Genomic DNA, 24,589 nt, shown 5'->3' with positions numbered 1-24,589 from the left:
TAGTGTGGGGTTTAACCCGGTGAAAGAGATAAAATATAACAAATCCCGGAGGGATGAATCATATTGTTGCGGTGGTTTTGACCAATCTCTGAAGGTAGAATCTTGTATTCTACCTTCAGAGATTGTGAGATCCAAAAATCCCGTAGGGATGAATCGTTTTGTAGCCCCCGGTTTCAACCGGGGGAAGGATGAAATAAAAAGGTTTAAAATCCCGTAGGGATGACCGATTTAAGGCCAAAGAATGGCTAGTTCTTGAAATCAAATTCACGGTAAGTACAAAACCGCATTCCATGGAAGTGTCAATACGTGATTAATCCGCTGTTCCCTTCTTTCTGCGCCTTTTTGATCTGCTTCAACCCTTCCTGAATCAGGCTCAGCACAATCACCCAACCCAGCAACCCCAGCAGGATGTGTTTGAACTGAATGCCGAAAATGGACGGCAGCAACGGCAGATCGAAACCGGCGTTCCAGAGCATGTGCATGACCACCACGAGGAGAAATAACCGGATGAACGACTTTTCCTGCAGCAACTCCCACCGGAATTTATCAAAACGTTTGAGCCGCCAGATGGCCGCCGCCGTAATGGCCGTCCAGATGATGTGGCCGAACGGGGCCAGAATGCCCCGCACCACGATGTTGCCGAGTGCCACATCGACGGAACCGTATTCCAGTAACGCCACAAAGGCATAACCCGCTGATTCAAAGGCGGCAAAACCGGTGCCAACGGCCGCCCCAAACAGCAGGCCGTTCAAGATCCAGGGGTATTTCCGTTTGTTTCGCATCAGGGCCAAAACCGTCAGTAATTTACCGGTCTCCTCCACAATACCGGCACTCGATGCGCCCAGCCAACTGGACAAAAAGCTGACATTGCTGAAAAACAACAGAGAGATCAGAATGGACAGAATACCGCCCATAAACAGCAGTTTCACCGTCTGATAGAGCGAAACGTTCTGTGGCGCGTTCATCTCCCAGAAAAAAATCAGGCAGGCAAAAGGGACGGCAAAAGCGCCGATGAAGAGCAATCCGGGAATGACGATAATGTTGCTGAATTGTGCAGCACCGATGTATAATCCCCAGAAAATGAGGAGCGAAGCACTGGCCATTCGGGCAAAAAGCCAGGGCTGCGGCCAGTTTGCCGCGATTTTCGAAAGGGGAGGGGTGGTTTCCCGCGTGCCTACGGTGAAGGCGTTCTCGATGTCGTCGTCCGTCCGTTTTTCGCCGATTCGGGAGAAGATGGCCTTCAGGCTGAAATCCTGGTCGAGCTGGTCGATCCCGGCGAAATTGGAAAACCGCTGGAAAGGTTCGGCAAACTGGTTTTCGGAAGTGGCCGACGGCGTTGGCTTCGACAGCCGCCAGAGCGACGTTCCCAGTTGCAGGGCGTCGACACCCAGCGCCAACTCCCCCGCCATAGCCGGTACGCCATTGAGTCGAATGTATTGGTTATCAATAGTATGAAATTGAATTCGGACTCCGTCGAAGAAAAGACTCAGGTGCTGTTCGGCGACATACGGATCGTTCAGCCGGTAGCTGCTTTGGATGCCGGTGCCCAGCAACAACCGGACGTGGGGCGTCAGGACGATGGTTTTGCCGGCGTCGGGTCCGGCGAAACACTGGAAAATGAACAGGTCGGGCGGTAAAGGAGGGTGGTTCATAGCCAGAATGAGCGATTACCTTGCTGATCAACTGGGTGTTTCCTGTCTGACAATTTCAACGTGTTGGATTCGCTTATCGTCGGCCGAGAGGACTTTAAACGTAAAATCGCCGTAGCTAACCTCCTGTCCCGTTTGGGGAACGCGGGTGAACAATTCGAGCAGCAAACCGCCCAGCGACTCACTTTCGCCTTTGACCTCGTCAAAGTAGGTAATATCAACCTGTAGAACCCGGCAAATGTCTGTCAGCAGGATTTTGCCTTCCACCCGAATCGTCCGGTCATCGACGCGCTGAAACGGAATGGGTTCTTCCTCGTCAAACTCGTCATTGATGTCGCCAAAAATCTCTTCAATGATGTCCTCCAGCGTAATGAGGCCACGGGTGCCGCCGTACTCGTCCACCACAATGGCCATGTGTACCCGGCGTTTCTGAAAATCCTGGAGCAGGTCGTCGATTTTTTTGGTTTCCGGAATAAAGAAAACCGGGCGGATCAGCGTCTGCCAGCGGAACGAATCGTCGCTGTCCAGGTGCGGCAATAAATCCTTGAGATACAGAATGCCTTCAATTTCGTCCAGCGATTCCTTGTAGACCGGCACCCGCGAATAGCCCGACTGGTTGATCTGGGCCAGCAATTCCGTAAAGGTCAGCTTTTCGCTAAACGCCGTAATATCGACCCGGGCCCGCATGGCCTGCCGGGCCGTCAGGTTGCTGAAATTGACAATGCCTTTGATCAGTTCGCGCTCCTCGTGGGTTGATTCACGACTGGTTAACTCAACGGCCTGGTTGAGTTCTACCATCGAAACCTTATAGCCCCGTCGCTGGATTCGCTGATCGATCACACTGGTCAAACTGACCAGCAGGACCGACAAAGGCCGGAAGAGGGTGGAAGCCAGGGCCACCAGCGGAGCCGTCCGGCGGGCCACCGACAGACTGTTCTGGCTGGCGTACACCTTCGGAATGATCTCGCCGAACAACACAATCGTCAGGGTCAACACCGCCGTTAAACTGGCCAGTACCCAGCCGGAGGTCGGGTCGAGCTGGCTGAGTTTCCAGACGAGGTAGGTGACGATCACGACGATCGCCAGGTTTAATAAGTTGTTGAAAATGAGGAGGGAGGCCAGAAGCCGCCGGGGTCGGTCGAGCAGATTCATGATCCGGCGTTCGGCAACCTCATCGCTGCTGCGGCAAATGGCGCGGTCGTCGGACGAAAGGGAAAAAAAGGCGGCTTCAGAAGCAGAAACAATGGCCGCCAGGGCCAGCAGGACAATCAGAATGGCGGCATAAGGGCCATAAAAACTAAGATAGGTGCCCCAGGCATCGGCCGGGAGCACCTTACTCGAGAGGGGATCGCTATCCATGTAGTTGCGTATGGGTGAACAAAAACACGGGCTTAGAACGGTAAATCGTCGTCGCCTGCGTTATTCATATCATCGGGAACAGGCTCCGGTTTTCGGGCTGCCGGCGCGGGCCGCGGGGCCGGTTGAGGAGCCGCCTGTGGCTGCGGGGCTGCTTGCCGGGCGGGTGCTGGCTGGGGTGCCGCCTGTTGCCGGGGTGCCGGTGTCGATTCGGCGTAGGACTCGCCACCGCCTTCAGCCCCATCCTGACGGGCACCGCCCAGGAATTGAAACGTCGTGGCCCGAACTGTCAGCGAGAAACGTTCCTTGCCTTCGCGGTCGGTATAGGTCTCGGTTTTCAGCCGCCCTTCTACATAAATCTGGTTGCCTTTGCGGACGTATTTTTCAACGGTTTTAGCCTGGTCATTCCAAACTTCGACCCGAAACCATTCAGTTTGGTCGACTTGCTCTCCGGTGCGGGTGGTGTAGCGTTCGTTTGTGGCAACGCTAAATTTGGCAACCACTGACCCTCCATCCAGGTAGCGGACTTCAGGATCGTTACCAACATTGCCAATCAGAATCACTTTGTTCATGCTTGCCATAAAACGGTAAATAAAATGGTGAATGGATGCTACTTTACTAAGTAAAAGTAGCTAAAAACGAAGACTTTTCAAATAATCCACGACTAAAATTGGCTTTGGTAACCGTTCTGTTTCAGACGGTTTACAAAAAGTTAACCCGTCCGGAAGCTCCACTTTTCGACCCTCCGGCACCTCCACCAGCCAGAACCGTGCCCGGATCTTTTGGTGGGTTAAAACGTGCGTTCGTTCGTCGGATAATCCCTTCAGAATGCCTTCCCGCAACACCCAGTTCAGTACGCTTCCTTCCGGTAATTCCCGAAACGCTTCCATCGGCTCTTCGGTTTCAATCAGGCAAAAATCGTACAGATGCTGCCAGATGTCTTTCTGAGTCCGCTCTTTCAGCGCAATGCGGTCGCCCTGACGGATCACAATGTAGTTAAAAAACCGTTCGCGGACGGCGGTTTTCTTACTTTTGACCGGTAACATTCGTTGTCGGCCCGTCAGATAGGCGCGACATTGCTGCTGCAAGGGGCACAAAAGGCAGTCCGGCGAAACCGGCGTACACTGAATCGCGCCGAATTCCATAATCGCCTGGTTGTAGGTCGCCGGATTGTCAGACTGCTGAATCAGCCGGTTCGCCAGGGCTGAGAAGGTTTTTTTGGCGGTCGTCGTCGTAATGTCTTCTTCGATGCCAAACACCCGGGCCAGCACCCGGTAGACGTTCCCGTCGACCACGGCCACTTTTTCATCGAACGCAAACGAGGCAATGGCGGCCGCCGTGTAAGTACCGATACCGGGCAGTTTCAGCAGTTCGGCATACGATTCCGGAAACCGGCCGGCGCATTCACCGGCGATGTACTTCGCGGTTTTGTGCATATTTCGGGCCCGGGAATAATAGCCCAGCCCCTGCCAGAGCCGCAGCAAATCCCGCTCGTCGGCGTCGGCCAGCGACTGAACCGTGGGGTAAGCGGCCACGAAGCGTTCGTAGTAGGGGCGGCCCTGAATCACGCGCGTTTGTTGCAGAATAACCTCTGATAACCAGATGAAATAGGGGTTGCGGGTGTGACGCCACGGCAAATCCCGTTTGTGGTGTGCATACCACCCCGCCAGGGTCGCAGCAAAATCGATTCTTGTGTCGTCGGAGTCTGAAAACCAATCCAAAACAATTCGTAACTTGGTGTTGTTGAGAAGAAAAAACAAGGTAGAGTGTTTTTTCTCTAACAGGAAAAATCTACCTTTGTGCTCCCAATTTGGAGAGGCTTTTTTTTCAACAACTGATTGAACCTTAAAGTTTAGTACGAACGTGACGAAAGCAGACGTAATCGCAGAAATTGCCGAGAAGACAGGAATCGACAAGGCAGATGTTCAACACACCATTGAAACATTCTTTACCGTGATCAAGAATAATCTGGCGAAGAATGAGAACATCTACGTGAGAGGGTTCGGTAGTTTTATCAACAAAAAGAGAGCCCGTAAAGTGGCCCGGAACATCTCCAAAAACACGGCGATGGTCATTGATGAGCATTTTATCCCGAGCTTCAAACCGGCCAAAGTGTTTGTTGAGCAAGTTAAAACCCAGGTTAAACGGAACGAAAACGTTTCAGTTTAATCATTGTATGACAAAAGAGGTGAGATGTTAGACCAGGGAATTATCTCGTTTCTCTGGTCTAACATCTCATCTCTATTACCATGAACAAATCTATTTTTCTAGTCATCGGTGTTGGTATCCTATTGACGGCGGGCTTATACAGCCTGCCCAATGTAGTGGTTCGTAACGAAGACCGGAAACTGACCAACGAAAAGACGACGGATCCGGAAACGGCCGTGCGGGATACGGCGGTGCTGCGTACGGATCGTTCTGATCTGCACACGGCCAGTCTGGCGCCCGAACAGCAAAAGGAACTGAACCGGTTGAGCCGTCGTTTTGAATCGGCGGAGGCTAAACAAAAACCGGTTGTTGGGAATGAACTGATTCAGGCGTATCGGAAAGTGAGTCGGTATGACAGTGCTGCCCGAATTGCCGAACAACTGGTGACGCTGGCGCCAACGGAAGCCAACATCCTCCGAACCGGCGATTTGTATTATGAAGCTTACGGGTTTGCCGTCGACAATCAGAAACTGGCAAACCTGGGAAAAAAGACCCGGGAGTTTTATCAGAAAGCACTCGACAGTAACCCTAATCTGCTGGCTGCCAAGGCAAATATGGCGATGACGTATGTCACGACCGAAACGCCGATGCAGGGGATTATGCTGCTGCGGGATGTGCTGAAGGAAGATCCGACGAATGAACTGGCGCTGTTCAACATGGGTTTGTTGTCGATGCGCTCCGGTCAGTATAATCGGGCGGTAGAGCGGTTTCAGGCCATTTTGGTCAGTCATCCCGACAATACCAAGGCGCAATTTTACCTGGCCATCAGCCTGGGTGAAATGGGCCGCAAAGAAGAGGCTCGGAAATTGCTGGCCAAAGTGAAAGAGCGGGAGAAAGACCCGACCATTCAGGCCGCCGTGAAAGAGCTGGAAAAGAATTTTTAACCATAAAAAAATAATTACCATTATGCCTTGCGGAAAGAAGAGAAAACGTCACAAGATTGCTACCCACAAGCGGAAGAAGCGCCTGAGAAAGAATCGCCATAAGAAAAAATAGGTAGATCGCTTTCGGGCGATCTTACCATACGGGCCGGCCAATCGGAGGACTTATTCGCTTGTGCAACAGGATTTTAACCTGGATGCCGACGAACCGATTGCCCGGCCTTTTTATATATTTTCGGGCCTCTTAACCGCATATTCATCTTGTGAGTAACGAATTAGTCATTAGTTCGACTCAGAAAGGTGATCGGATAGCACTTTTGCAAGACAAAAGACTGCTGGAATATCACGTTGAAGAGTCGGACAGCAGCTTTACCGTCGGCGATATTTACTTAGGAACAGTTAAAAAATTAGTGACGGGCCTCAATGCGGCATTTGTCGACATTGGCTATGAAAAAGATGCATTCCTGCATTATTTGGACTTAGGCTCCAACATTAACTCGCTTAACAAATTCACGAAAGACGTTATCGCCAAACGGGCCAATACCGGCCGGCTGAACAATTTCAAGCTGGAACCCGAGATCGACAAGCTCGGGAAAATTGATAAGGTATTGAGTAAGAACGCACCCATTCTGGTGCAGGTTGTCAAAGAACCCATCTCGACCAAAGGGCCGCGTTTATCCTGCGATATCTCCATTGCAGGGCGGTATCTGGTATTGGTGCCCTTTGCCAGTACGGTCAATATGTCCAAAAAAATTACGGATAAAGCCGAACGCACGCGCCTGATGCGCCTGATGTCGTCGATAAAACCGCAAAATTTTGGGGTGATCGTCCGGACCGTAGCACAGGGTAAAGACGTTGAAGAACTGGATCGCGATCTGACCAACTCCCTCGAAAAGTGGGAAAAGGGAATTGCACTCCTGCGCGACGCCAAACCCCGCGACCGGATTATTGGCGAGATGAACCGGGCTTCGTCCATCCTCCGCGACATGCTGAACGAATCGTTCGACAGCATCACCGTCGACACCAAGGAGATGTACGATGAAATTAAAACGTACATACACACCATTGCTCCCGAAAAAGAGAAAATCGTCAAGTTCTATACGAACAACAAGATGAAGGTTTTCGAACAGTTCGGGCTTGAAAAACAGATCAAGTCACTGTTCGGGCGATCGGTTAGTCTGCCTGCGGGCGGTTACCTGATCATTGAGCATACGGAAGCGCTGCACGTGATCGACGTCAACAGCGGGAACAAATCGAATTCCGAGGAGGATCAGGAGGCCACGGCGGTCAGTGTGAACAAAGAAGCCGCAAAAGAAATTGCCCGCCAGCTCCGGCTGCGCGACATGGGTGGAATCATCGTTATCGATTTTATCGATATGAAGAAACCCGACAACAAGAAAATGATTTTCGACGTGATGCGGGAGGAAATGAAAACCGACCGCTCCAAATTCACGATTCTGCCGCTGACGAAGTTTGGCTTGATGCAAATTACGCGGCAGCGCGTTCGTCCGGAAATCAACATTGTTACCAAAGAAGTTTGCCCGACCTGTGGTGGCACCGGTACAATTCAGGCCAGTATCCTGATTACGGACGCCATCGAACAGAACCTGGAATACATTCTGACCCGCCAGAACGAGCGTGGTGTCCAGATCATGATGCATCCGTACCTCTACGCCTATTATACCGCAGGCTGGTATTCCAAGCAGATGCAATGGTTCATGAAACACAAAACGTGGGTTAAGTTGATCAAAGACAGTTCGTTTGGGATCAACGAATTCAAGTTCTATAACAAACAGGGCGAAGAGATTGAGGTGACAGCCGCCTGATTTTCGCATCATCTTCTTTATCATACAAAAAGCCACCCCGAAGGTGGCTTTTTGTATGATAAAGAAATCTTGGTTACTTCAAAATCGGTTCGAGGGCTTCCCGGTTTTCGTCGAGCCACTTCGTGATGTCGGTGACAATTTCTTTGATGCCCAACTCGGGTTTCCAGCCGGTCAGCTTCGTCACTTTCGTGTTGTCGGTGATGTACAGCCGGATGTCGGCGGCCCGGTTTTCGGCCACGCTGCTGATGGGGATGGTTTTTCCGGTGACTTCCTGACAGATTTTGGTCAGTTCCTGCAAGGACGCACTGCTTTCGTTGCCCCCTCCCGCATTCAGAATCTCGCCGTTGACCTGGTCGATGTTGTGTAACTCCCAGTCGATCAGCCGATACAGGTCGGCAATGTGGAGCATGTCGCGGGTTTGTTTTCCGGTGCCGCCGTAACCAATATACGCCAGTTTCTGCTCAAAGTAATGTTTGGCAATCCAGAGAACCATCACACCCTGATCGACCTTGCCCATCTGCCACGGACCGGTGATGACCCCGCAGCGGTTGATGACGGTTTTCAGGCCGAAAAACTCCTGATATTCCTGAATAATCAGCTCCGAAGCCAGTTTCGTGGTGCCGTAGAGCGAGCGTGCGCCGTCGAGCGGAAAGTTTTCGGCAATGCCTTTGGACGATACGCCCGGCACCGGTTGTTCGTCGGACAGCACAAACCGGGTGTCGTGTTCATCGAAATTCAGGGTCTCGATGGTTTTGATGGGATACACCCGGCTGGTGGAAAGGAAAATGACGTTGGCTTTGGATTTCAACGCAAAGTTGAGGCAGTTCACCGTACCAAACAGGTTGGTGTTGATGAGGTAGTCGGGCGTTCCGGTCAGACCGGCCAGCACCGACGGCTCGGCGGATGCCTCGATCAGCGTGTCGACGGGCGGAATGGGATCGAAATCTTCCTTGTTCCGGATGTCGCCGTGAACAAATTGAATACCGGCTTTGGTCAACCGGGCCACATTCAGTTCGGAGCCTTTTCGTTTGAGGTTGTCAAGAACAAAAATTTCGTACTGGGGGTAGTCGGTTTTGAGAGACAAAGCCAGTGAAGAGCCAACAAAGCCGGCTCCGCCGGTGATCAGTATTTTCATTTAGTGGAGAAATTAGGTATCGATTCGTTTCAGTTTGACATTCTCGACCGGACGGATCACCAGCGGCACTTTTTCGATTTTCACGGCACTGCTGTCGAGCCCGAACCAGCGGTCTTCGGGGGTGGTGAAGTTTTTAACAAAGAAATAAACATCCATCACAATCCGTTCGCGCAACGGCAGGTCGTTTTCGAAGGAAAGGAATTTTTCCAGCACCACAAACCGGAAATCACCGATCACGTTCTGGCGACTGAGGGATTCGTAGCGGCTGGTGATGTCCACTTCCTTGTTTTTCACCATGTCTTCGATAACCCGCCGGAAAAAGAGGTTGATCCGCTGTTCGATCCGGAAACCCAGCCGGAAGGTCACTTTGTAAACGTCATCGGGGGCGATGGTGTTCACTTTATATTCCATCGTATACGGATCATCGGTGGTGTCGACGTGAATAAACCAATAAATATCAGCGCGTTTGGGGCGTTTCTGAAAAATGGAGTAAATGACCTTGGACTCGATTTCGGCGGCCCGGGCTGCGTTGCTCATAAAAACCAGGTGCGTCGCATATTTCGGGATGCTGATGTCCCGGCTGAGTTCCTTGAACGGTTGAATATACTGGTCGATTTTAACGTATTCCGTCAAGCGCAGTTTGATCTTGTTCGCGTTCAGCCAGATGATCATGATACCGGCCATGATGCCCGCAATCAACACCGACACCCAGCCGCCGTGGGTGAATTTCGCCAGGTTGGCAATCAGAAAACTGGTTTCCACGAGCAGGTAAAAAACCAGGAAGAACATGACAAACCACGCGTTGTATTTGTGGGAATACATGTAATAGCTGAACAGAATGGTCGTCATCAGCATCGTGAGCGTGATGGCCAGTCCATAGGCCGCTTCCATGCGCGACGATTCCTGGAAATAGAGAACAACGCCCACACAACCCGCAAAAAGCAGCCAGTTGATGCTCGGAACGTACAATTGCCCTTTTTTATTGGTCGGGTAGCGGAGCCGGACTTTCGGCCAGAAATTCAGCCGGATGGCTTCACTGATGAGGGTAAACGCGCCGGTAATCATGGCCTGACTTGCAATGACGGTAGCCATCGTGGCAATGACAATACCGGCAAAGAGGAACCATTCGGGCATCAAACCGTAAAACGGATTGCGTTCGCCGAGGGGCTGACCGGCCAGACTTTCTATGAAGGCTCCTTGTCCAAAATAATTGAGCAGGAGACAGGCCTTCACAAAAGCCCAACTGATCCGAATGTTTCCCCGACCCGTGTGGCCCATGTCGGCATACAGGGCTTCAGCCCCGGTTGTCGACAGAAAAACCGCACCCAGTAGCCAGAATGCACCGGGGTAGTCCGTCAAAAAGTGATAAACGTAATACGGATTGACCGACTGCAGAATGGATAAATCGTCGGCGATGGCCAGCACACCCAACGTGCCGAGCATCGTAAACCACAGCAGCATGATCGGGCCGAAAGCCGTACCGACAACGCTGGTACCAAAGGTCTGAATCAGAAACAGAAACGCCAGAATTCCGAGCACGATCGGTACGGTCGGGATGTCGGGATAAAGGATGCGAAGTCCCTCGATGGCGGAAGATACGGAGATGGGAGGGGTAATGATGCTGTCGGCCAGCAAAGCACTGCCACCGATAATGGCCGGGATGGTCAGCCAGCGGGCGTGTCGGCGGACGAGCGCATAGAGCGCAAACGTTCCTCCTTCGCCCCGGTTATCGGCCCGCAGCACCAAAATAACGTACTTGATGGTGGTCTGTAGGGTAATGGTCCAGAAAATGCAGGAAAGGGCTCCCCTGACAATGTCTTCCTGAATGGGTTGATCGGTGCCAACAACAGCACGGAGCACGTAGAGGGGCGAGGTGCCAATATCGCCGTAGATGATACCCAGTGCAACCAGCAGACCCGCTGCCGATACCTTATCCAGGTGCCTTTTATCGTCCATAGAGAATAAACGCCGGGCTAAACGAGCCCGGCTGGTGAAATCCGGGTAAATATAACGTTAAATCCCGGTTTTCTCCATCAAAGCGTACCAACCAGCAAGACAACATTCAAAACAATAATCAGGCCGGCCACTGCCCAGCTCAGAATTGTCAGCCAGCGGGGATTGACGAAAGCCCCCATTTTCAGTTTGTCACTGGTGAACAGAACCAGCGGCACGACGGCAAAACTGAGTTGAACCGAAAGGATTACCTGGCTGAAAACCAGCAACTCCGAGGTGCCGCGCTCGCCATACAGGATGGTGACGATCAGGGCGGGTACGATGGCAATCAGGCGGGTGATGAGCCGACGCAGCCACGGTTTCAGCCGGATGTTCAGAAAACCTTCCATGACGATCTGACCCGCCAGTGTGCCGGTGAGCGTCGAATTTTGCCCCGACGCCAGCAACGCAACGGCAAAGACAACACTCGCCAGCGTGGCTCCCAAGAGCGGATCGAGCAGGCGGTGAGCGTCGGTAATGTCGGCAACCTGGTGGTTTCCGGAGGTGTGAAAAGCCGCTGCCGACAGAATCAGAATAGCCGCGTTGATGAAAAACGCCAGAAAGAGCGACAGCGTGGAGTCGATGGTGGCAAACTTGATGGCATTCCGGCGACCGCTGTCGGTGTGGGCGAAATCGCGGGTTTGGACGATGCTCGAATGCAGGTATAAATTGTGGGGCATCACGGTGGCCCCCAGAATCCCGATGGCAATGTACAGCATGTCCGGGTTGGTGATGACTTCTTTCTGCGGAATCAGTCCTCCCAACACGGCGGCTATTTCGGGCCGGGCCAGCAAAATTTCGTAGGCAAAACACAGCAGAATGACAAAAATCAGGGCACCCACGATGCTTTCGAGCCAGCGGAACCCTTTGTGTTGCAGGTAGAGCAGCAGCAAAACATCCAGCGCCGTAATGCAGACGCCCACCGACAGCGGAATTCCGAATAGCAGATTCAGGGCAATGGCCGAACCGATCACTTCTGCCAGATCGCAGGCGGCAATGGCAATTTCACACAAAAACCAGAGAGCTGCCGACACCGGACGGCTGTAGTGATCGCGGCAGGCCTGGGCCAGGTCGCGGCCCGTGGCAATGCCCAGTTTCAGCGACAGATGTTGCAGCAGCATCGCGAAGAGGTTGGAAATCAGGATGACAGACAGCAGAGTGTAGCCAAACCGCGAACCCCCGGCGATGTCGGTGGCCCAGTTACCGGGGTCCATGTAGCCAACAGCCACCATCAAACCCGGCCCCGAAAAGGCCAGTAATCTTTTGTAAAAAGAACCCGTTTCCGAAACCGGTATGCTGGCGTGAACTTCAGGCAGTGATTTCGATGTATTTTCGGACTTCCATCCCTGGGCCATCTTTGAAGTAGATTCGTTGGTTACCATAGCGTTAGACTGCTATACACATATTCTTGTATTTAACGCAACAAATATATCAAATGTTTCTAAATAAAAATTTAGACTCGTCTAAAAATTTTTTGAACGGTAATAAAAATCTAAATTTGTAGTCGGAAAATATCAGTTGGTGATCCCATCGGTCGTTTTCTGGTTTTAGTCGATTCTGGAGAGATTGGGTGGATGGCAAATCCGTCCTGCGCCTATGCATTCATTCACGGAAGAAAATTATTTAAAGACCATTTATTACCTGGCTGCCCGGCAGGAAGGGGAGGTTACGACCAATTCGCTGGCCGAAATGACGGCGACGAAGGCGGCTTCGGTATCGGATATGCTGCGAAAACTGGCGGAGAAGCAACTCATCCACTACAAAAAATACCAGGGTGTGCGGCTCACCGAAGAAGGCGAACGGCTGGCGTTGAAAGTGATTCGGCGGCACCGGATCTGGGAAGTGTTTCTGGCCGAAAAACTGGGCTTCGGCTGGGACGAGGTGCACGAGATGGCCGAAGAACTGGAACACATCCGTTCTGAAGACCTGGTGCAGAAACTGGATGCCTTTCTGGGTTATCCGCAATTCGACCCCCACGGTGACCCAATTCCCAGCCCGGCGGGGCACATGCCGACCGTAGAATACACCAAATTATCGGAAGTGACCATTGGGGAAGAAGTTCAGGTGATGGGTGTTCTCGAACACTCGCCGGAATTTCTGCAACACCTCGATAAAACCGGCTTGAACCTGGGCTGCCGGGTGCTGGTGCAGGATGTCAACGCGTTTGATAAATCCGTTTCTGTACAGATTAACCACGAAAAAACGTTGTTTGTCAGTAATGAAGTTGCCCGGAATCTATTAGTCAATTAGACGACTGTCTGGCTGACTCTAACCCACTTTCATGAAACTCCTCGACTGGTATATTTTAAAACGGTTTTTGCTGACGTACTTCTTTGTCGTGATGGTCATCGTGCTGGTGGTCTGTGTGGTCGACTACACCGAGAAAGTGGACGATTTTTACAAGCACAAGGCCCCCGGCGACAAAATTATCTTTGATTATTATTTCAACTTCATCCCGTATTGGGCCAACTACATCAGTCCGCTGATGGTGTTCATCGCCACGGTTTTTATGACCTCCCGGCTGGCGGCCAAATCGGAGATCATCGCCATGCTGAGCAGCGGCATGAGCTTTGTCCGGCTGCTGGTTCCCTACAGCATCGGCGCCCTCATCCTGAGCATAGCGACTTATTTTCTGGTGGGCTGGGTGGTTCCGAAAGCCAACCAGACCCGGATCGCTTTCGAGCTGAAATACACCAAAGATCCATATACCTATTCGGGCCGTAATATCCACATCAAGGTGGCTCCCAATGTGTATGCCTACCTGGAAAGCTATAATAACCAGAGCAATACGGGCTATAAATTCACGCTGGAACAGGTTCAGGGCAACAAACTTCTGCAAAAAATGGCGGGCGACCGCATCGAATGGAGCCCCGAGAAAAAGAAGTGGACAGTGTATGATTACAGCATTCGGAAAATTGATGGCCTGCAGGAAACGCTCACCCACGGCACCAAAGTCGATACGCTGCTGAATCTGTATCCGTCGGATTTCGACAGCGATTTCAGTCTCTACGAAACCTTTACCTTTCCCGAACTCGACAGCTACATCAGCCTGCTCAGCAGCCGGGGGGCCGACGGGGTTGAAACCTATTTGCTGGAGAAATATTCCCGGCAAACGCGCCCCTTTGCCATCATCATTCTGGCGGCCATTGGCGTGATTATGTCGGCCCGGAAAAGTCGCCGGGGCGTGGGCTGGCAGGTGGCCCTGGGGTTCGTGCTGGCTTTTGTCTACCTGCTGTTTTTTATGCTGGCCAAGGGCATTGCCGAGTCGGGCAACCTCAATCCGATCGTGGCGGTTTGGTTGCCGAACATCATTTTTGCGGCCATTGGGGTGATTTTGTACCATACGATTCCGCGATAACGTATGAATCGCCCTACCACCACCGATTATTTGCACCTGCATTTTCTGGTCCTGATCTGGGGTTTTACGGCCATTCTGGGCGTTCTGATTTCGGTATCGGCCCTCACCCTCGTGGTATACCGCACTTTGCTGGCGGCCATCGGACTGGGGATTTTGCTCTATGTACAGAAAAAAATGGTGCCGGTTTCCGGGTCCGACCGCCTGAAACTGCTGGCTACGGGGCTGGTGATTGCGCTGCACTGGGCGCTGTTTTTCGAAGCTGCCCGAACGGCCAACGTTTCGGTTTGTCTGGCCGGTATGGCCACCGGTTCCTTGTGGACGAGTTTGCTGGAACCGCTTTTTTTCCGCCGACGCCTGCGGGCCGTTGAAGTGATCCTGGGCCTGGTCGTGATGGCGGGGTTGTATCTGATCTTTCGTTTTGAAATTGACCGGGCTGTTGGTCTGGTCATGGCGGTTTTTTCGGCCATGCTGGCGTCCATTTTTACCATCATCAACAGCCAGTTTACCCGGCGTTATCCACCGATGGTCATCACCTTTTACGAAATGTCGGGGGCGTTTGGTAGTTCTTTGCTGTTTCTGGGGCTATATTTGGCATCGGGTTCGGAAAAACCGACGGCCTTGTGGCCGCAACCGGCCGATTGGCTCTGGATTTCGATCCTCGCATTTGTCTGCACCGTCTACGCCTATTCGGCTTCCGTGTGGCTCATGCGGAAATTTTCGGCCTTTGCGGTGAACCTGACCGTTAATCTGGAACCCGTCTACGGGATCATGCTGGCCTGGTTGTTTTTTGGTGACCGCGAGCGGATGACGACGGGTTTTTACGCCGGTACGCTGATTATTCTGCTGGCCGTGCTGGTGTATCCGGCTTTAAACCGGAGAATGGGTAAAAACAAAAACTATTCTATTCAATAAAAAAAGTTTACAAACACCGGCTTCGGTCTATGTAACTGATAATGAAACCGATGGGAAAATTTATTTCGCCAAACAAATACATTTTTTTTCTTTTGGCAGGATGTCTGCTACTGGTCTCCATTCCGTTGATCTGGCTGGCTTTTTACAACCATCCGTCGATCGTCGATGATTATTGTTTTGCGTATACCGTGATGCGATTTGGCGTATGGAAATCCCAGATGATGTATTACGATGGCTGGACAGGGCGGTATTTTCACAACTTCATCGTCCACACGAGCCCCTTGGTCTGGCGGTGGTTTGGGGCCTACACGGTTTTTCCCATCCTGTTGCTGCTGGCGCTCTGGACCGGTTTTTTCACACTGATCCGCCAACTGGGCCGCGCCGTTCTCGCCACTTCCGAGCAAATTGCGATCGCGTCGGGCGTCTGTTTTTTATACATTACGCAACTGCGTTCCATCGCCGAATTTTTCTACTGGTATACGGGTTTGGCGGGCTATTCCCTCGCCTGCGTGTTTCTGCTGTTTCTGATCGGTGTTTCCATCGCCCACCACCGGCAGCAAACCGGCTGGAAAAGTCCGCTCCTGTTGCTGGAAGCCCTTTTGATTTTGGTCATTATTGGCTCCAGCGAGACCTGGATGGTGGTGATGCTGGCGTGCCTGGGCTTCTTGGCTTTGCTCAGTCTGCTCGACCAGCGAACCCTTCCGGTTTCCCTGCTGATTCTGCTCGCTTGGGCTGGTCTCTGTAGTTACGCGGTGGTGCAGGCACCGGGCAATGCCATCCGGATGGCAGGCAATAACTTGAGCCAGGATGCGGTTTTTTCGGCGCTGGAAGCGGCCAAATTCGGATTGATCTATTTCCGGAATCTGGTTTTCCAGTCGGCCATTCTGCCGCTGTCGCTGCTTTTTTTACCCATCGCCTACCGGCTAACCGACAGCCGGAGTCCGGCACGGGTTTATTTTGCCATCAATGGGTGGCTGGCGCTGGGTTTCTACCTGGGTCTGCTGTTTATTCTGACCTTTCTGCATTTCTGGGCCGTGGGTGTTCCGCCGGTGGCTCGTCTGCTGAATGTCGTCAATTTCGTGTGGGTTGTGGGCTGGTTCTATACGCTGACGGTTTTCGTCCGGATTTTCAGGGAAGCCCTGGGTCAATGGACGTTGCTGTTGCACGATCGGTGGCCGATGGTGCTGGTCGTCACGGTGGTGCTTGGATGGCAGGGATACCGGAACGCCAACTTTCGGCTCACGTATGAAGACCTCCGCTATGGACGGGCTCAGAAATACCACCGGGCCATGATGGCCCGCTATCGGTTGATGGGCACCACCAAAGGTGATACGGTTACATTGCCACCTTTACCCGTCCTGCCGGTTTCGTTGGTTCTGGATGACCTGAGCTACCGATCTGCCCATATGTTTAACGATTGCTGGGCCGGTTATTTTTACCGGAAAGGGGCGAAGCTGCACAAACTGCCGGTTTTGGCAGACAATCCCAAAGCCGTTCTGCCCCAGATTGCCCGCAAACCGTAAGACCCCTTCCTGATTCGTTTCAGCCGCCCGGTGGAAAGATTGGGTAGGATGGGGTGCGTTCCTTATCTTTACTTTCTTTACTTTTGTCAATTTCAGCGTATTAAAAAGGAATATGCCCTTTTGAATACGTTTGCTGTGCCTGGCTGCTGCTGGTGTGCGGGCTGCTCGTTGTGCCTACAGCGGGTTGTTCGGCAATGGTGCTGAGAAGGTGTAAAGCGAACGGTAATCTATTCAATAACAAAACGTTGTGAGCTACTGCACGTGTTTCGTGTGATCAATCTGTCACTAATGAATCCATTCATTACACCCAACAAGTTCGTTTTCTTTCTGATTCTCGGCTGCCTGTCTCTGGTGGCTATCCCACTCATTGCTCTGTCTTTTTACAACCAACCCTCGCTGGTGGACGACTACTGTTTTGCCGATACGGCCCGGCAGTTCGGAGTTTGGCAGGCGCAGAAGTTTTACTACGATGGCTGGACGGGGCGGTATTTTCACAACCTGATGGTCCACACCGGGCCGCTGGTTTGGGAGTGGTATGGGGCCTATGCCGTGTTTCCGATTCTGCTGCTGATCTTGCTGTGGCTGGGTTTTTATGCGGTCATCCATCAACTGGCCCGGCCGCTGCTGACGTTAGCGGAGCAGATCGTCGCAGCCTCGGCGGGCTGTTTTCTGTTCATTTCCCAGCTCGTATCGATCCCGGAATTTTTTTACTGGTATCCCGGCCTGGCCTGTTATTCCGTCGCCTGTGTCGGCTTCCTGTTTTTGATAGCGGTTTTGATTGCCCACGACCGGATTCAATTCCGAATGAACGGCCGCCTTTTGTTCCTGGAAGCGTTGCTGGTCGCGGTGATCATCGGGTCCAGCGAAACCAGCATGATTATGGCCATGGCACTGCTGGGAACGGTTCTGATGGGCCTGCTGATTTATCGAAAAAAACTCCCGCTTTCCCAGCTCATTTTGTTTGGCATTGCCGCCATTTGCTGTTATTTCCTGATTCAGGCACCCGGCAATGCCGTCCGGATGGGTGGCAACGAACGCAGCCAGGATGTGCTGTTTTCCGTTACCGAGACGCTGAAATACTGCACGCAGTATTTCCCCAAACAATTCACAAAAACGCCTTTACTGCCTCTGTCGTTGCTTTTTCTGCCCGTTGCCTACCAGTTGACCGACCCCCGGAATCCTACCCGTCGTTACTTTGAGGTGCATCCGGGTCTGGCCATTCTCCCGTATGTCGGGCTGTTGTTTATTCTGACGCTGCTGCATTTCTGGGCCGTCGGTGTCCAGCCGGTGCCCCGTTTGCTCAACGCCGTAAACCTGATTCTGACGCTGGGGTGGTTTTATAACCTGACGATTTGGGTGCGGGTTTTCCGGCAGCATGTCGGCGTTCTGTCGTTTCTGACCAGTTACCGCTGGACGGTCGTGGTGGTAGTGGCCATTTCGCTGCTTTTTTTAACGTATCAGAATGTGAATTTTCGCTTGACTGTCAGTGACTTGCGTTCCGGCCGGGCCAAACAGTACCACGAGGCTGTGGAGCAGCGGTATGCGATGATGGCTAGCAGCAAAAGCGACACCGTTCAGTTGAGTCCGTTGCCGGTTAGCCCGGTTTCGCTGGTGCTGGGCGATTTCAGTTCCGACCCCTATCATCTGTGGAACCGATGCTGGGCGGGGTATTACCACAAAAAAGGGGTGAAGCTGGGGCCAGCAACCATTGAATAAGAGTGTAAAGCCCGGGCTGTCACAAGTCTGGGATATGTTCTATTTTTGTGGCACCGTTCTGTATATAAATCGATTGTACGTTGACCGACATACCCACTGCACCCACCGACAGAGTATACATTGTTATTCCTTTGTTTAATGACTGGGAAGCCTTAGGGCTGCTCCTGGATAAAATGACGAAAACCGTCGCCCCTGCTCTCCGGAAACGGTTTCATTTCCTGATCGTGGACGATTGTTCCGTTACCAACTACGCATCGTTGCCGACCGATACGGGCTACAGCCTGTCGATCATGCGGCTCTGGCGGAATGTGGGTCATCAGAAAGCGATTGCGCTTGGTCTTTCTTACCTGGCCGATCAGCCGGAAACCCATACCACCATCGTAATGGATTCGGACGGGGAGGATCAACCCGAAGACATCGCCCGGCTGCTGGAGGCTTCAGCCCAAAAGCCCGGACAGATCATTTTCGCCCACCGCACCAAACGCCGGGAAAGCCGTCTGTTCCGAACCTTCTATTTAATTTATAAATCCGTATTCAAGCTGCTGACGGGGAAAGCCATTACCTTTGGTAATTTCAGTGTGATTCCGCCCAACCTGCTGCGAAAACTGGCGCACGTTTCCGACATCTGGAACAACTACCCCGGTGGCGTAATCCGCTCGCGATTGCCCTACCAGTCGGTTCCGGCCGAACGGGGGGCGCGACTGGCCGGCACGTCGAAGATGAATTTTGTGTCGCTGATTCTGCACGGTCTGAGTGCCATTTCGGTGCTGATGGAAGCCACGGCCGTGCGAATCCTGCTCTTCTGCGTCATCACGGCGGCAGTTTCAACGGTGGTCATCACGGTGGTTATCCTGTTGCGGGTGACGGATCAGCTGATCATTTCGCAGGGGGCCATTTACATTGTTTTTTCGTTGTTCATTGTTATTCTACAGGCTTTCCTGATCTCCCTGTTGCTGGTGTTTATCGTGCTGACGTACCGAACGCAGTCACACTTCATTCCGGCCAAACAATACGGGGATTTTGTAGAGCAGATAGAAAAGGTCTATTGACCTGAAAAACCGCACTTTACAGGCCTGATGCCATTCCGGGGAAGTATATACGTTGCATGCCAACCGTTGCCGTATCAGGCCGCCCGCTCGCTATGATTCAGATTTCAGAACCGCTTCGGAAAATTTCTCCGTTCCTGGTCGCTTTCCCGATTGCCAGTTTTCTCACGCTGGTGCTCCTCTTCACCGACAATGTTCCCTGGATGGACGATCTCGAATCGTTCGTGGGGTTTCTGGTCAATTATACCGAAGCCGATTCTTTCTCCGAAAAATTCCACTGGTTGCTGGCTCCGAACAACGAACACCGTATCCTGTTTGCCAAACTAACCACGCTGGTTTTCTACAACCTGACCGGTATGCTCAACTTCCGGTGGCTGATTCTGCTGGCTTTTGGCTGTTTACTGGCCATTCTGCTGGTTTTCTACCGGGTTTTCCGGACGCTGCGGTTGCCGCTGCTGGCGTTTCTGCCGATCGCGCTGGTGCTGCTGCAACCCCAACACCGCCTGACCAGTTTCTGGGCCATCACGGCTTTGCAGCATTTGGCGGTAGGTATGATGATTCTCTGGGCGTTGTACTGGCTCGCTTTTCCCGGCCGGTCCGCCACGGTTTCGATCCGCTTTGCCGGGGCGCTTTTTTTACAGATTCTGGCTTCGTTTTCCATGAGCAACGGCCTGTTCGGCTGGGTGGCCGGAGCGGGCGTTCTGCTGGTGCAATGGCGTCTGGAAGGGCGTCACTACCTGCTGCGGCTGGCGGTCTGGATCGCCATCGCGGTGGTGGTCATCATTCTGTACTTTCACGATTTTGCCAGTTTGCAGGGTAATGAAAGCAGTCTGTCGTTTTTCCTGCAACATCCCCACCTCGTCTTTTTCGGTTTTTTTACGTTTCTGGGCGGTTTGTTCGACTTTTTCCCGCGAACCGATATTTTGATCCGCAGCCTGTTGCCCACGCTGGGCGGTATGCTGCTCATTGGCCTTCTGTTCCGGTTGTTCAAAACGACGCTCCTGCCCAGTCTCTGGCAAACCGACCAGAAACCGGCCGATGCCGAACTCAATCACCGCCGGTATTTTTTCGTGGGTGTATACGGTTTTTTGCTGGTCAATGCGGTGGTGGTCGCGATTCTGAGACCCCGGTTTGGCTACAGTGTCATGCTCGTGAGCAATTATATGCTCTATCCGGCGCTCTTCGTCAGTGTGCTCTACCTGAACCGGTTGAGTGAGCTTCGGAACCCGGCGCACCGGAAACGATGGATGGTGGGTGGTCTAGTGCTGGGGTGGGTCGTCTGGGGCGTGATGTACTTCAACCATCTGCCGTTTCTGGGTGCGCAGACGCTCATGCGGCAGACGTCGGCTTTCAATCAGAAACACAACGATCTCGGTTTTGGGGCCATGATTGGTTCGCCCTACGCGGCTGCCAGCGAAAAATGGATGCACACCGCCGTTGAAAAAGGATTTTACACCTATCCCGAAAATACGTTCTACGCGCCGTATGAATCAACGCTGCTGAAACCGGCACCACCCGCCGACTCCGCCCTGCACCTGCTGGTGGAGGAATCGGCGGGTGAGATTCGGGTGGTGACCCAGAACTGGCCATTGCCCGCAGGAATCAGCGAGGCCTGTATCGTGGTCAAATCCGATCGCCATACGTATCTTTTTCCGGCCGAAAACCTGTTTTTTCCCTTGCAATATTACCTCAGACGCCGAATGCCCAATGTCAGTGCACAGGTGTTTAAAACCTTCCTGCATCCGGGTTCCTATCAGCTTGGCATTCTGATTGTTTCGGGTGCGGGTGCCGACATCCGTTTTTCGAATCAATTCATAAACGTTCGGTAAGTACTGACAATAATGTAATTTTGTGCGTTCCAATTAACTGCTATACACTTTGTCTGATCCACAGATTTCCATAGTCGCTCCACTGTACAACGAACGGGAATCGTTTCCACACCTCGTTACCCGGCTAAATGCCTTGATGGATCGTTCACCACTGGCCATCGAAGTTGTCCTGATCGACGACGGTAGCCGCGACAATACGGCCGTGTTGATGCAGCAACTGGCCCTGACCGACGACCGGTATCACTGCGTTTTTCTGGCCCGGAACTACGGCCACCAGATTGCGCTGACGGCCGGGATGGCAGCCGCCAAAGGCTCCGAAGCCTTGTTTATCATCGACGGCGACCTTCAGGACCCGCCTGAGTTGCTGGACGAATTCTACGCTAAATTTCAGGAAGGCTACGATGTCGTTTATGCCGTTCGGAAGAAACGGAAAGAGGGTGCTTTCAAGAAAACCGCCTATTTTCTGTTCTACCGGTTCATGAAATCCATTTCCTACGTCGACATTCCGCTCGATAGTGGCGACTTCTCGCTCATCAGCCGCCGGGTTGCCAACGTCCTGAACCAGATGCCCGAAGAAAGCCGCTTCATTCGCGGAATGCGTAGTTGGATCGGCTTCAAACAAATCGGCGTCGAATACGAACGCGATGCCCGGGTGGCCGGTGATGCGAAATACACGTTCAAAATGCTCCGCAAACTGGCGTACAACGGTATTTTTAACTTCAGTGAGTTCCCGATCAAGTTCCTGACCAATCTGGGCATGTTCTCCATCGGGATTGCTTTTTTGTATTTTATTCAGACGCTCATCAAGAAATATTTCTTCGGAGGGGTGCCGGAAGGCTTTACGGCGTTGCTGTTTACCATTATCCTCTTTGGGGGAATTCAGCTCATCGGAATGGGGCTGATCGGCGAATACGTATTGCGGATTTTCTTCCAAAGCAAAGGCCGCCCGCTGTACATCGTCCGGGAAACCATCCGAAAAAAAGAACGTCAGTTGTGAGGATGGACGATTGACCATGGACTATGGGCGATTGACCATTGACAATGGACAATGGTCAATCGTCCTTTGACAAGCACTATAAACTCCTGATTTTCCGTCAATGGTCCATCGTTAATGGTCCATCGTCCATCAAATCTAAAAGCCTAATGCTATTTAATTCGCTCCAGTTTTTATTGTTTTTCATCGTCGTAACCCTGGCGTATTACAGTCTGCCTTGGCGCGGGCGGTGGGTGTTGCTGTTGTTGGCCAGTTGTTACTTTTATATGGTCTTCAAACCGGCTTACATCCTGATCCTGTTTCTGACCATTGTTATCGACTATTACGCCGGGATCTGGCTGGAGCGTACCAAACCCGGTTCGGGCCGAAAATGGCTGCTGATCGTCAGCCTGATTTCGAACATCGGCATTCTGGCATTCTTCAAGTATTTTGGATTTTTCACCGATAGCCTTGTCTGGCTGCTCGACCAGGCCAGTCTCGACGGCCCGGCCCAGCTTGTCAACCAGAAAGCCATCGGGCTGCTCAACAAAGTGCTGACGCTGTTTGGCCAGCCCAACACCACCTCGTTCAGCATCGTCGATTCGATCCTGCCCATCGGTCTGTCTTTTCACACTTTTCAGGCGATGAGCTACACCATCGAAGTGTACCGCGGCAATCAGAAAGCCGAGCATCATTTCGGGATCTACGCGCTGTATGTGATGTTCTATCCGCAACTGGTGGCCGGTCCTATCGAGCGTCCACAGAACGTTTTGCACCAGTTTCATACCCATTTTCATTTCAGTTTCGAGAATCTGAAAGCCGGGTTGATGCAAATGGCCTTCGGTTTTTTCAAGAAAGTGGTCATTGCCGACCGCATGGCGGAGATTGTCAGCCATGCCTACAACAACCCCGCGGAGCAAAACGGCCTGACGCTGCTGGTGGGAACGCTGGCTTTTACGATCCAGATTTACTGCGATTTTTCGGGCTATTCCGACATTGCCATCGGGGCCGCCCGGACGATGGGGTTCACGCTAATGGACAACTTCAGGGCGCCGTATTTTTCGCGTTCCATCACCGAATTCTGGCGACGCTGGCACATTTCGCTTTCCACCTGGTTCCGCGATTACCTCTACATTCCGCTGGGCGGAAACCGGGTCAGTCCCTCCCGGCGGTATCTGAATGTATTTATCGTATTCTTAGTCAGCGGCTTATGGCATGGCGCGAGCTGGAATTACGTCATCTGGGGCGGTTTGCACGGCGCGTACCAGCTCATGGCGGGTTGGCGCGACAAGGCATTTAATCAGTTCGGTATCAAGCTGCCGGAAGAGAACAAGGCGTATCAACTGCTGCAAACCGTGCTAACTTTCGTGCTGGTGATGCTGACGTGGGTGTTTTTCCGGAACCACAAAGCCCCCGTCGGCAACGCCTTTCACATTCTCAGTAAAATCGTTTTTTCTCCCTTCGATGGCCCCCTCAGCACACCTTTCAATTCGACCGAGTTGTGGTTTTGCGTGTTGCTGGTGGCGGTTTTGTTCGTGAAAGAGAAGTTGTACCTGACGATTCCGACGCGCAATACCGTCCTGTTTTTCGTGCTATTCCCGCTGATCTGCTTTCTGTCGTACCTCTTTGGCGTCTTCACCTCGAATCAGTTTATCTATTTTCAGTTTTAAATCGTTTAGCGGTTTAGGTCCGGCAATTAGATTGGAAAACAGGGTAGAAGCCCGTATTTTTTAAAGACTAGCTTGGTCGAGCCGTTTTTTGCCCCATCAGGGGCTTAACAGCGCAGCGTCGGTAGTCCCAGAATGTCGATAAGGTCCCGCGTGCCGTGAGGTACGCGACCATTCACAAGAATTCGACAGTCGCGTACCTCACGGCACGCAGGGAATAATGAATCATCCTTTTCTACCGATGCTGCGCTGTTAAATCCCTACGGGATTGGATGGTTGTTTGGGTTGTTCTTTTTCTACCGACGCTACGCTGTTGAATCCCTACGGGATTAGATGGTTGTTTGGATTGTTCGTTTTCTACCGACGCTACGCTGTTGAATCCCTACGGGATTAGATGGTTGTTTGGGTTGTTATTTATCTATTTTCAGTTTAAACCGTTTAGCGATTTAGGTCCGGCAATTAGATTGGAAAACAGGGCTGGAAACCCGTATTTTTTAAAGACTAGCTTGGTCGAGCCG

General features: G+C 52.2%; 19 protein-coding genes. 12 read left to right on the top strand and 7 right to left on the bottom strand.

The genetic code is table 11. From position 1 onward, the window contains the following. Window positions 1-299: 299 nt before the first annotated feature. Genes ACO064_RS09000 through mutY form a run of 4 tightly spaced genes read right to left on the bottom strand, consistent with a single transcriptional unit; the run spans window position 300 to window position 4,726 of the window. Window positions 300-1,652: a PrsW family glutamic-type intramembrane protease gene (locus ACO064_RS09000; RefSeq protein ID WP_421827050.1), complete on the bottom strand. Its 1,353-nt coding sequence runs from the start codon at window positions 1,650-1,652 to the stop codon at window positions 300-302. 27 nt (window positions 1,653-1,679) lie between these two features. Further along, a complete protein-coding gene (gldE, locus tag ACO064_RS08995) occupies window positions 1,680-3,008 on the bottom strand; it encodes a gliding motility-associated protein GldE (RefSeq protein ID WP_421827049.1) in 1,329 nt (442 codons plus the stop codon). A 32-nt stretch (window positions 3,009-3,040) separates the two neighbouring features. Beyond that, window positions 3,041-3,586: a single-stranded DNA-binding protein gene (locus tag ACO064_RS08990; protein ID WP_421827048.1), complete on the bottom strand. Its 546-nt coding sequence runs from the start codon at window positions 3,584-3,586 to the stop codon at window positions 3,041-3,043. A gap of 51 nt (window positions 3,587-3,637) precedes the next feature. Then, entirely contained in the window at window positions 3,638-4,726 is a 1,089-nt protein-coding gene (gene mutY / locus ACO064_RS08985) for an A/G-specific adenine glycosylase (protein ID WP_421827047.1), read from the bottom strand. A gap of 142 nt (window positions 4,727-4,868) precedes the next feature. Between mutY and ACO064_RS08980 the strand changes: the two genes are divergently transcribed. From ACO064_RS08980 to ACO064_RS08970, 3 genes are all read left to right on the top strand, one after another. After that, window positions 4,869-5,174: an HU family DNA-binding protein gene (locus ACO064_RS08980; RefSeq protein WP_114408168.1), complete on the top strand. Its 306-nt coding sequence runs from the start codon at window positions 4,869-4,871 to the stop codon at window positions 5,172-5,174. Window positions 5,175-5,254: 80 nt separating this feature from the next. Continuing rightward, window positions 5,255-6,097: a tetratricopeptide repeat protein gene (locus ACO064_RS08975; RefSeq protein ID WP_421827046.1), complete on the top strand. Its 843-nt coding sequence runs from the start codon at window positions 5,255-5,257 to the stop codon at window positions 6,095-6,097. 260 nt (window positions 6,098-6,357) lie between these two features. Then, complete coding sequence (locus ACO064_RS08970; protein ID WP_114408166.1) at window positions 6,358-7,920, top strand: Rne/Rng family ribonuclease; 1,563 nt, start codon at window positions 6,358-6,360, stop codon at window positions 7,918-7,920. Window positions 7,921-7,993: 73 nt separating this feature from the next. On the opposite strand, the gene ACO064_RS08965 is transcribed toward ACO064_RS08970, so the two are convergent. The 3 genes from ACO064_RS08965 to ACO064_RS08955 all read right to left on the bottom strand — a co-directional run bounded on the left by ACO064_RS08965 (window position 7,994) and on the right by ACO064_RS08955 (window position 12,402). Further along, complete coding sequence (locus ACO064_RS08965) at window positions 7,994-9,055, bottom strand: NAD-dependent epimerase/dehydratase family protein (RefSeq protein WP_421827045.1); 1,062 nt, start codon at window positions 9,053-9,055, stop codon at window positions 7,994-7,996. A gap of 12 nt (window positions 9,056-9,067) precedes the next feature. After that, the gene (locus ACO064_RS08960) at window positions 9,068-11,011 is read right to left on the bottom strand and encodes a KUP/HAK/KT family potassium transporter (protein WP_421827044.1); all 1,944 of its coding nucleotides are present in this window, start codon (window positions 11,009-11,011) and stop codon (window positions 9,068-9,070) included. Window positions 11,012-11,088: 77 nt separating this feature from the next. Next, entirely contained in the window at window positions 11,089-12,402 is a 1,314-nt protein-coding gene (locus tag ACO064_RS08955) for an Nramp family divalent metal transporter (protein WP_421827043.1), read from the bottom strand. A gap of 241 nt (window positions 12,403-12,643) precedes the next feature. On the opposite strand from ACO064_RS08955, the gene ACO064_RS08950 reads away from it, so the two are divergent. The 9 genes from ACO064_RS08950 to ACO064_RS08910 all read left to right on the top strand — a co-directional run bounded on the left by ACO064_RS08950 (window position 12,644) and on the right by ACO064_RS08910 (window position 24,074). After that, window positions 12,644-13,297 carry a metal-dependent transcriptional regulator gene (locus ACO064_RS08950; RefSeq protein WP_421827042.1) on the top strand — a complete coding sequence of 218 codons (654 nt, stop codon included), beginning with the start codon at window positions 12,644-12,646 and terminating at the stop codon, window positions 13,295-13,297. A 31-nt stretch (window positions 13,298-13,328) separates the two neighbouring features. Next, window positions 13,329-14,405, top strand: a complete 1,077-nt coding sequence (locus ACO064_RS08945; RefSeq protein ID WP_421827041.1) for an LptF/LptG family permease — start codon at window positions 13,329-13,331, stop codon at window positions 14,403-14,405. A gap of 3 nt (window positions 14,406-14,408) precedes the next feature. Continuing rightward, window positions 14,409-15,317: a DMT family transporter gene (locus tag ACO064_RS08940; protein WP_421827040.1), complete on the top strand. Its 909-nt coding sequence runs from the start codon at window positions 14,409-14,411 to the stop codon at window positions 15,315-15,317. A 50-nt stretch (window positions 15,318-15,367) separates the two neighbouring features. Further along, window positions 15,368-16,840, top strand: a complete 1,473-nt coding sequence (locus tag ACO064_RS08935) for a hypothetical protein (protein WP_421827039.1) — start codon at window positions 15,368-15,370, stop codon at window positions 16,838-16,840. 288 nt (window positions 16,841-17,128) lie between these two features. Next, on the top strand, window positions 17,129-18,556 hold the full coding sequence (locus ACO064_RS08930; RefSeq protein ID WP_421827038.1) for a DUF6056 family protein: 1,428 nt from the start codon (window positions 17,129-17,131) through the stop codon (window positions 18,554-18,556). Between the two features lie 80 nt (window positions 18,557-18,636). Further along, window positions 18,637-19,605 carry a glycosyltransferase gene (locus tag ACO064_RS08925; protein WP_421827037.1) on the top strand — a complete coding sequence of 323 codons (969 nt, stop codon included), beginning with the start codon at window positions 18,637-18,639 and terminating at the stop codon, window positions 19,603-19,605. Between the two features lie 92 nt (window positions 19,606-19,697). Beyond that, window positions 19,698-21,431 carry a hypothetical protein gene (locus ACO064_RS08920; protein ID WP_421827036.1) on the top strand — a complete coding sequence of 578 codons (1,734 nt, stop codon included), beginning with the start codon at window positions 19,698-19,700 and terminating at the stop codon, window positions 21,429-21,431. A gap of 49 nt (window positions 21,432-21,480) precedes the next feature. Further along, entirely contained in the window at window positions 21,481-22,428 is a 948-nt protein-coding gene (locus ACO064_RS08915) for a glycosyltransferase family 2 protein (RefSeq protein ID WP_421827035.1), read from the top strand. 146 nt (window positions 22,429-22,574) lie between these two features. After that, window positions 22,575-24,074 (top strand): MBOAT family O-acyltransferase, encoded by a 1,500-nt coding sequence (locus ACO064_RS08910; RefSeq protein ID WP_421827034.1) that lies wholly within the window; start codon window positions 22,575-22,577, stop codon window positions 24,072-24,074. The last annotated feature ends 515 nt before the right edge of the window (window positions 24,075-24,589 follow it).

The organism is Larkinella sp., from assembly GCF_965227735.1.
GTDB lineage: Bacteria > Bacteroidota > Bacteroidia > Cytophagales > Spirosomataceae > Larkinella.
This window is presented reverse-complemented; position numbering and strand designations above follow the sequence as displayed.

What these genes read in the sequence shown, in the direction of transcription:
- ACO064_RS08945 (WP_421827041.1), top strand. Translation starts at nt 13,329, where the DNA reads ATGAAACTCCTCGACTGGTATATTTTAAAACGGTTTTTGCTGACGTAC.
- ACO064_RS08950 (WP_421827042.1), top strand. Translation starts at nt 12,644, where the DNA reads ATGCATTCATTCACGGAAGAAAATTATTTAAAGACCATTTATTACCTG.
- ACO064_RS08960 (WP_421827044.1), bottom strand. Translation starts at nt 11,011, where the DNA reads ATGGACGATAAAAGGCACCTGGATAAGGTATCGGCAGCGGGTCTGCTG.
- ACO064_RS08930 (WP_421827038.1), top strand. Translation starts at nt 17,129, where the DNA reads ATGAATCCATTCATTACACCCAACAAGTTCGTTTTCTTTCTGATTCTC.
- ACO064_RS08935 (WP_421827039.1), top strand. Translation starts at nt 15,368, where the DNA reads ATGGGAAAATTTATTTCGCCAAACAAATACATTTTTTTTCTTTTGGCA.
- ACO064_RS08975 (WP_421827046.1), top strand. Translation starts at nt 5,255, where the DNA reads ATGAACAAATCTATTTTTCTAGTCATCGGTGTTGGTATCCTATTGACG.
- ACO064_RS08990 (WP_421827048.1), bottom strand. Translation starts at nt 3,586, where the DNA reads ATGGCAAGCATGAACAAAGTGATTCTGATTGGCAATGTTGGTAACGAT.
- ACO064_RS08965 (WP_421827045.1), bottom strand. Translation starts at nt 9,055, where the DNA reads ATGAAAATACTGATCACCGGCGGAGCCGGCTTTGTTGGCTCTTCACTG.
- ACO064_RS08920 (WP_421827036.1), top strand. Translation starts at nt 19,698, where the DNA reads ATGATTCAGATTTCAGAACCGCTTCGGAAAATTTCTCCGTTCCTGGTC.
- ACO064_RS08955 (WP_421827043.1), bottom strand. Translation starts at nt 12,402, where the DNA reads ATGGCCCAGGGATGGAAGTCCGAAAATACATCGAAATCACTGCCTGAA.
- ACO064_RS09000 (WP_421827050.1), bottom strand. Translation starts at nt 1,652, where the DNA reads ATGAACCACCCTCCTTTACCGCCCGACCTGTTCATTTTCCAGTGTTTC.
- ACO064_RS08940 (WP_421827040.1), top strand. Translation starts at nt 14,409, where the DNA reads ATGAATCGCCCTACCACCACCGATTATTTGCACCTGCATTTTCTGGTC.
- gldE (WP_421827049.1), bottom strand. Translation starts at nt 3,008, where the DNA reads ATGGATAGCGATCCCCTCTCGAGTAAGGTGCTCCCGGCCGATGCCTGG.
- ACO064_RS08910 (WP_421827034.1), top strand. Translation starts at nt 22,575, where the DNA reads ATGCTATTTAATTCGCTCCAGTTTTTATTGTTTTTCATCGTCGTAACC.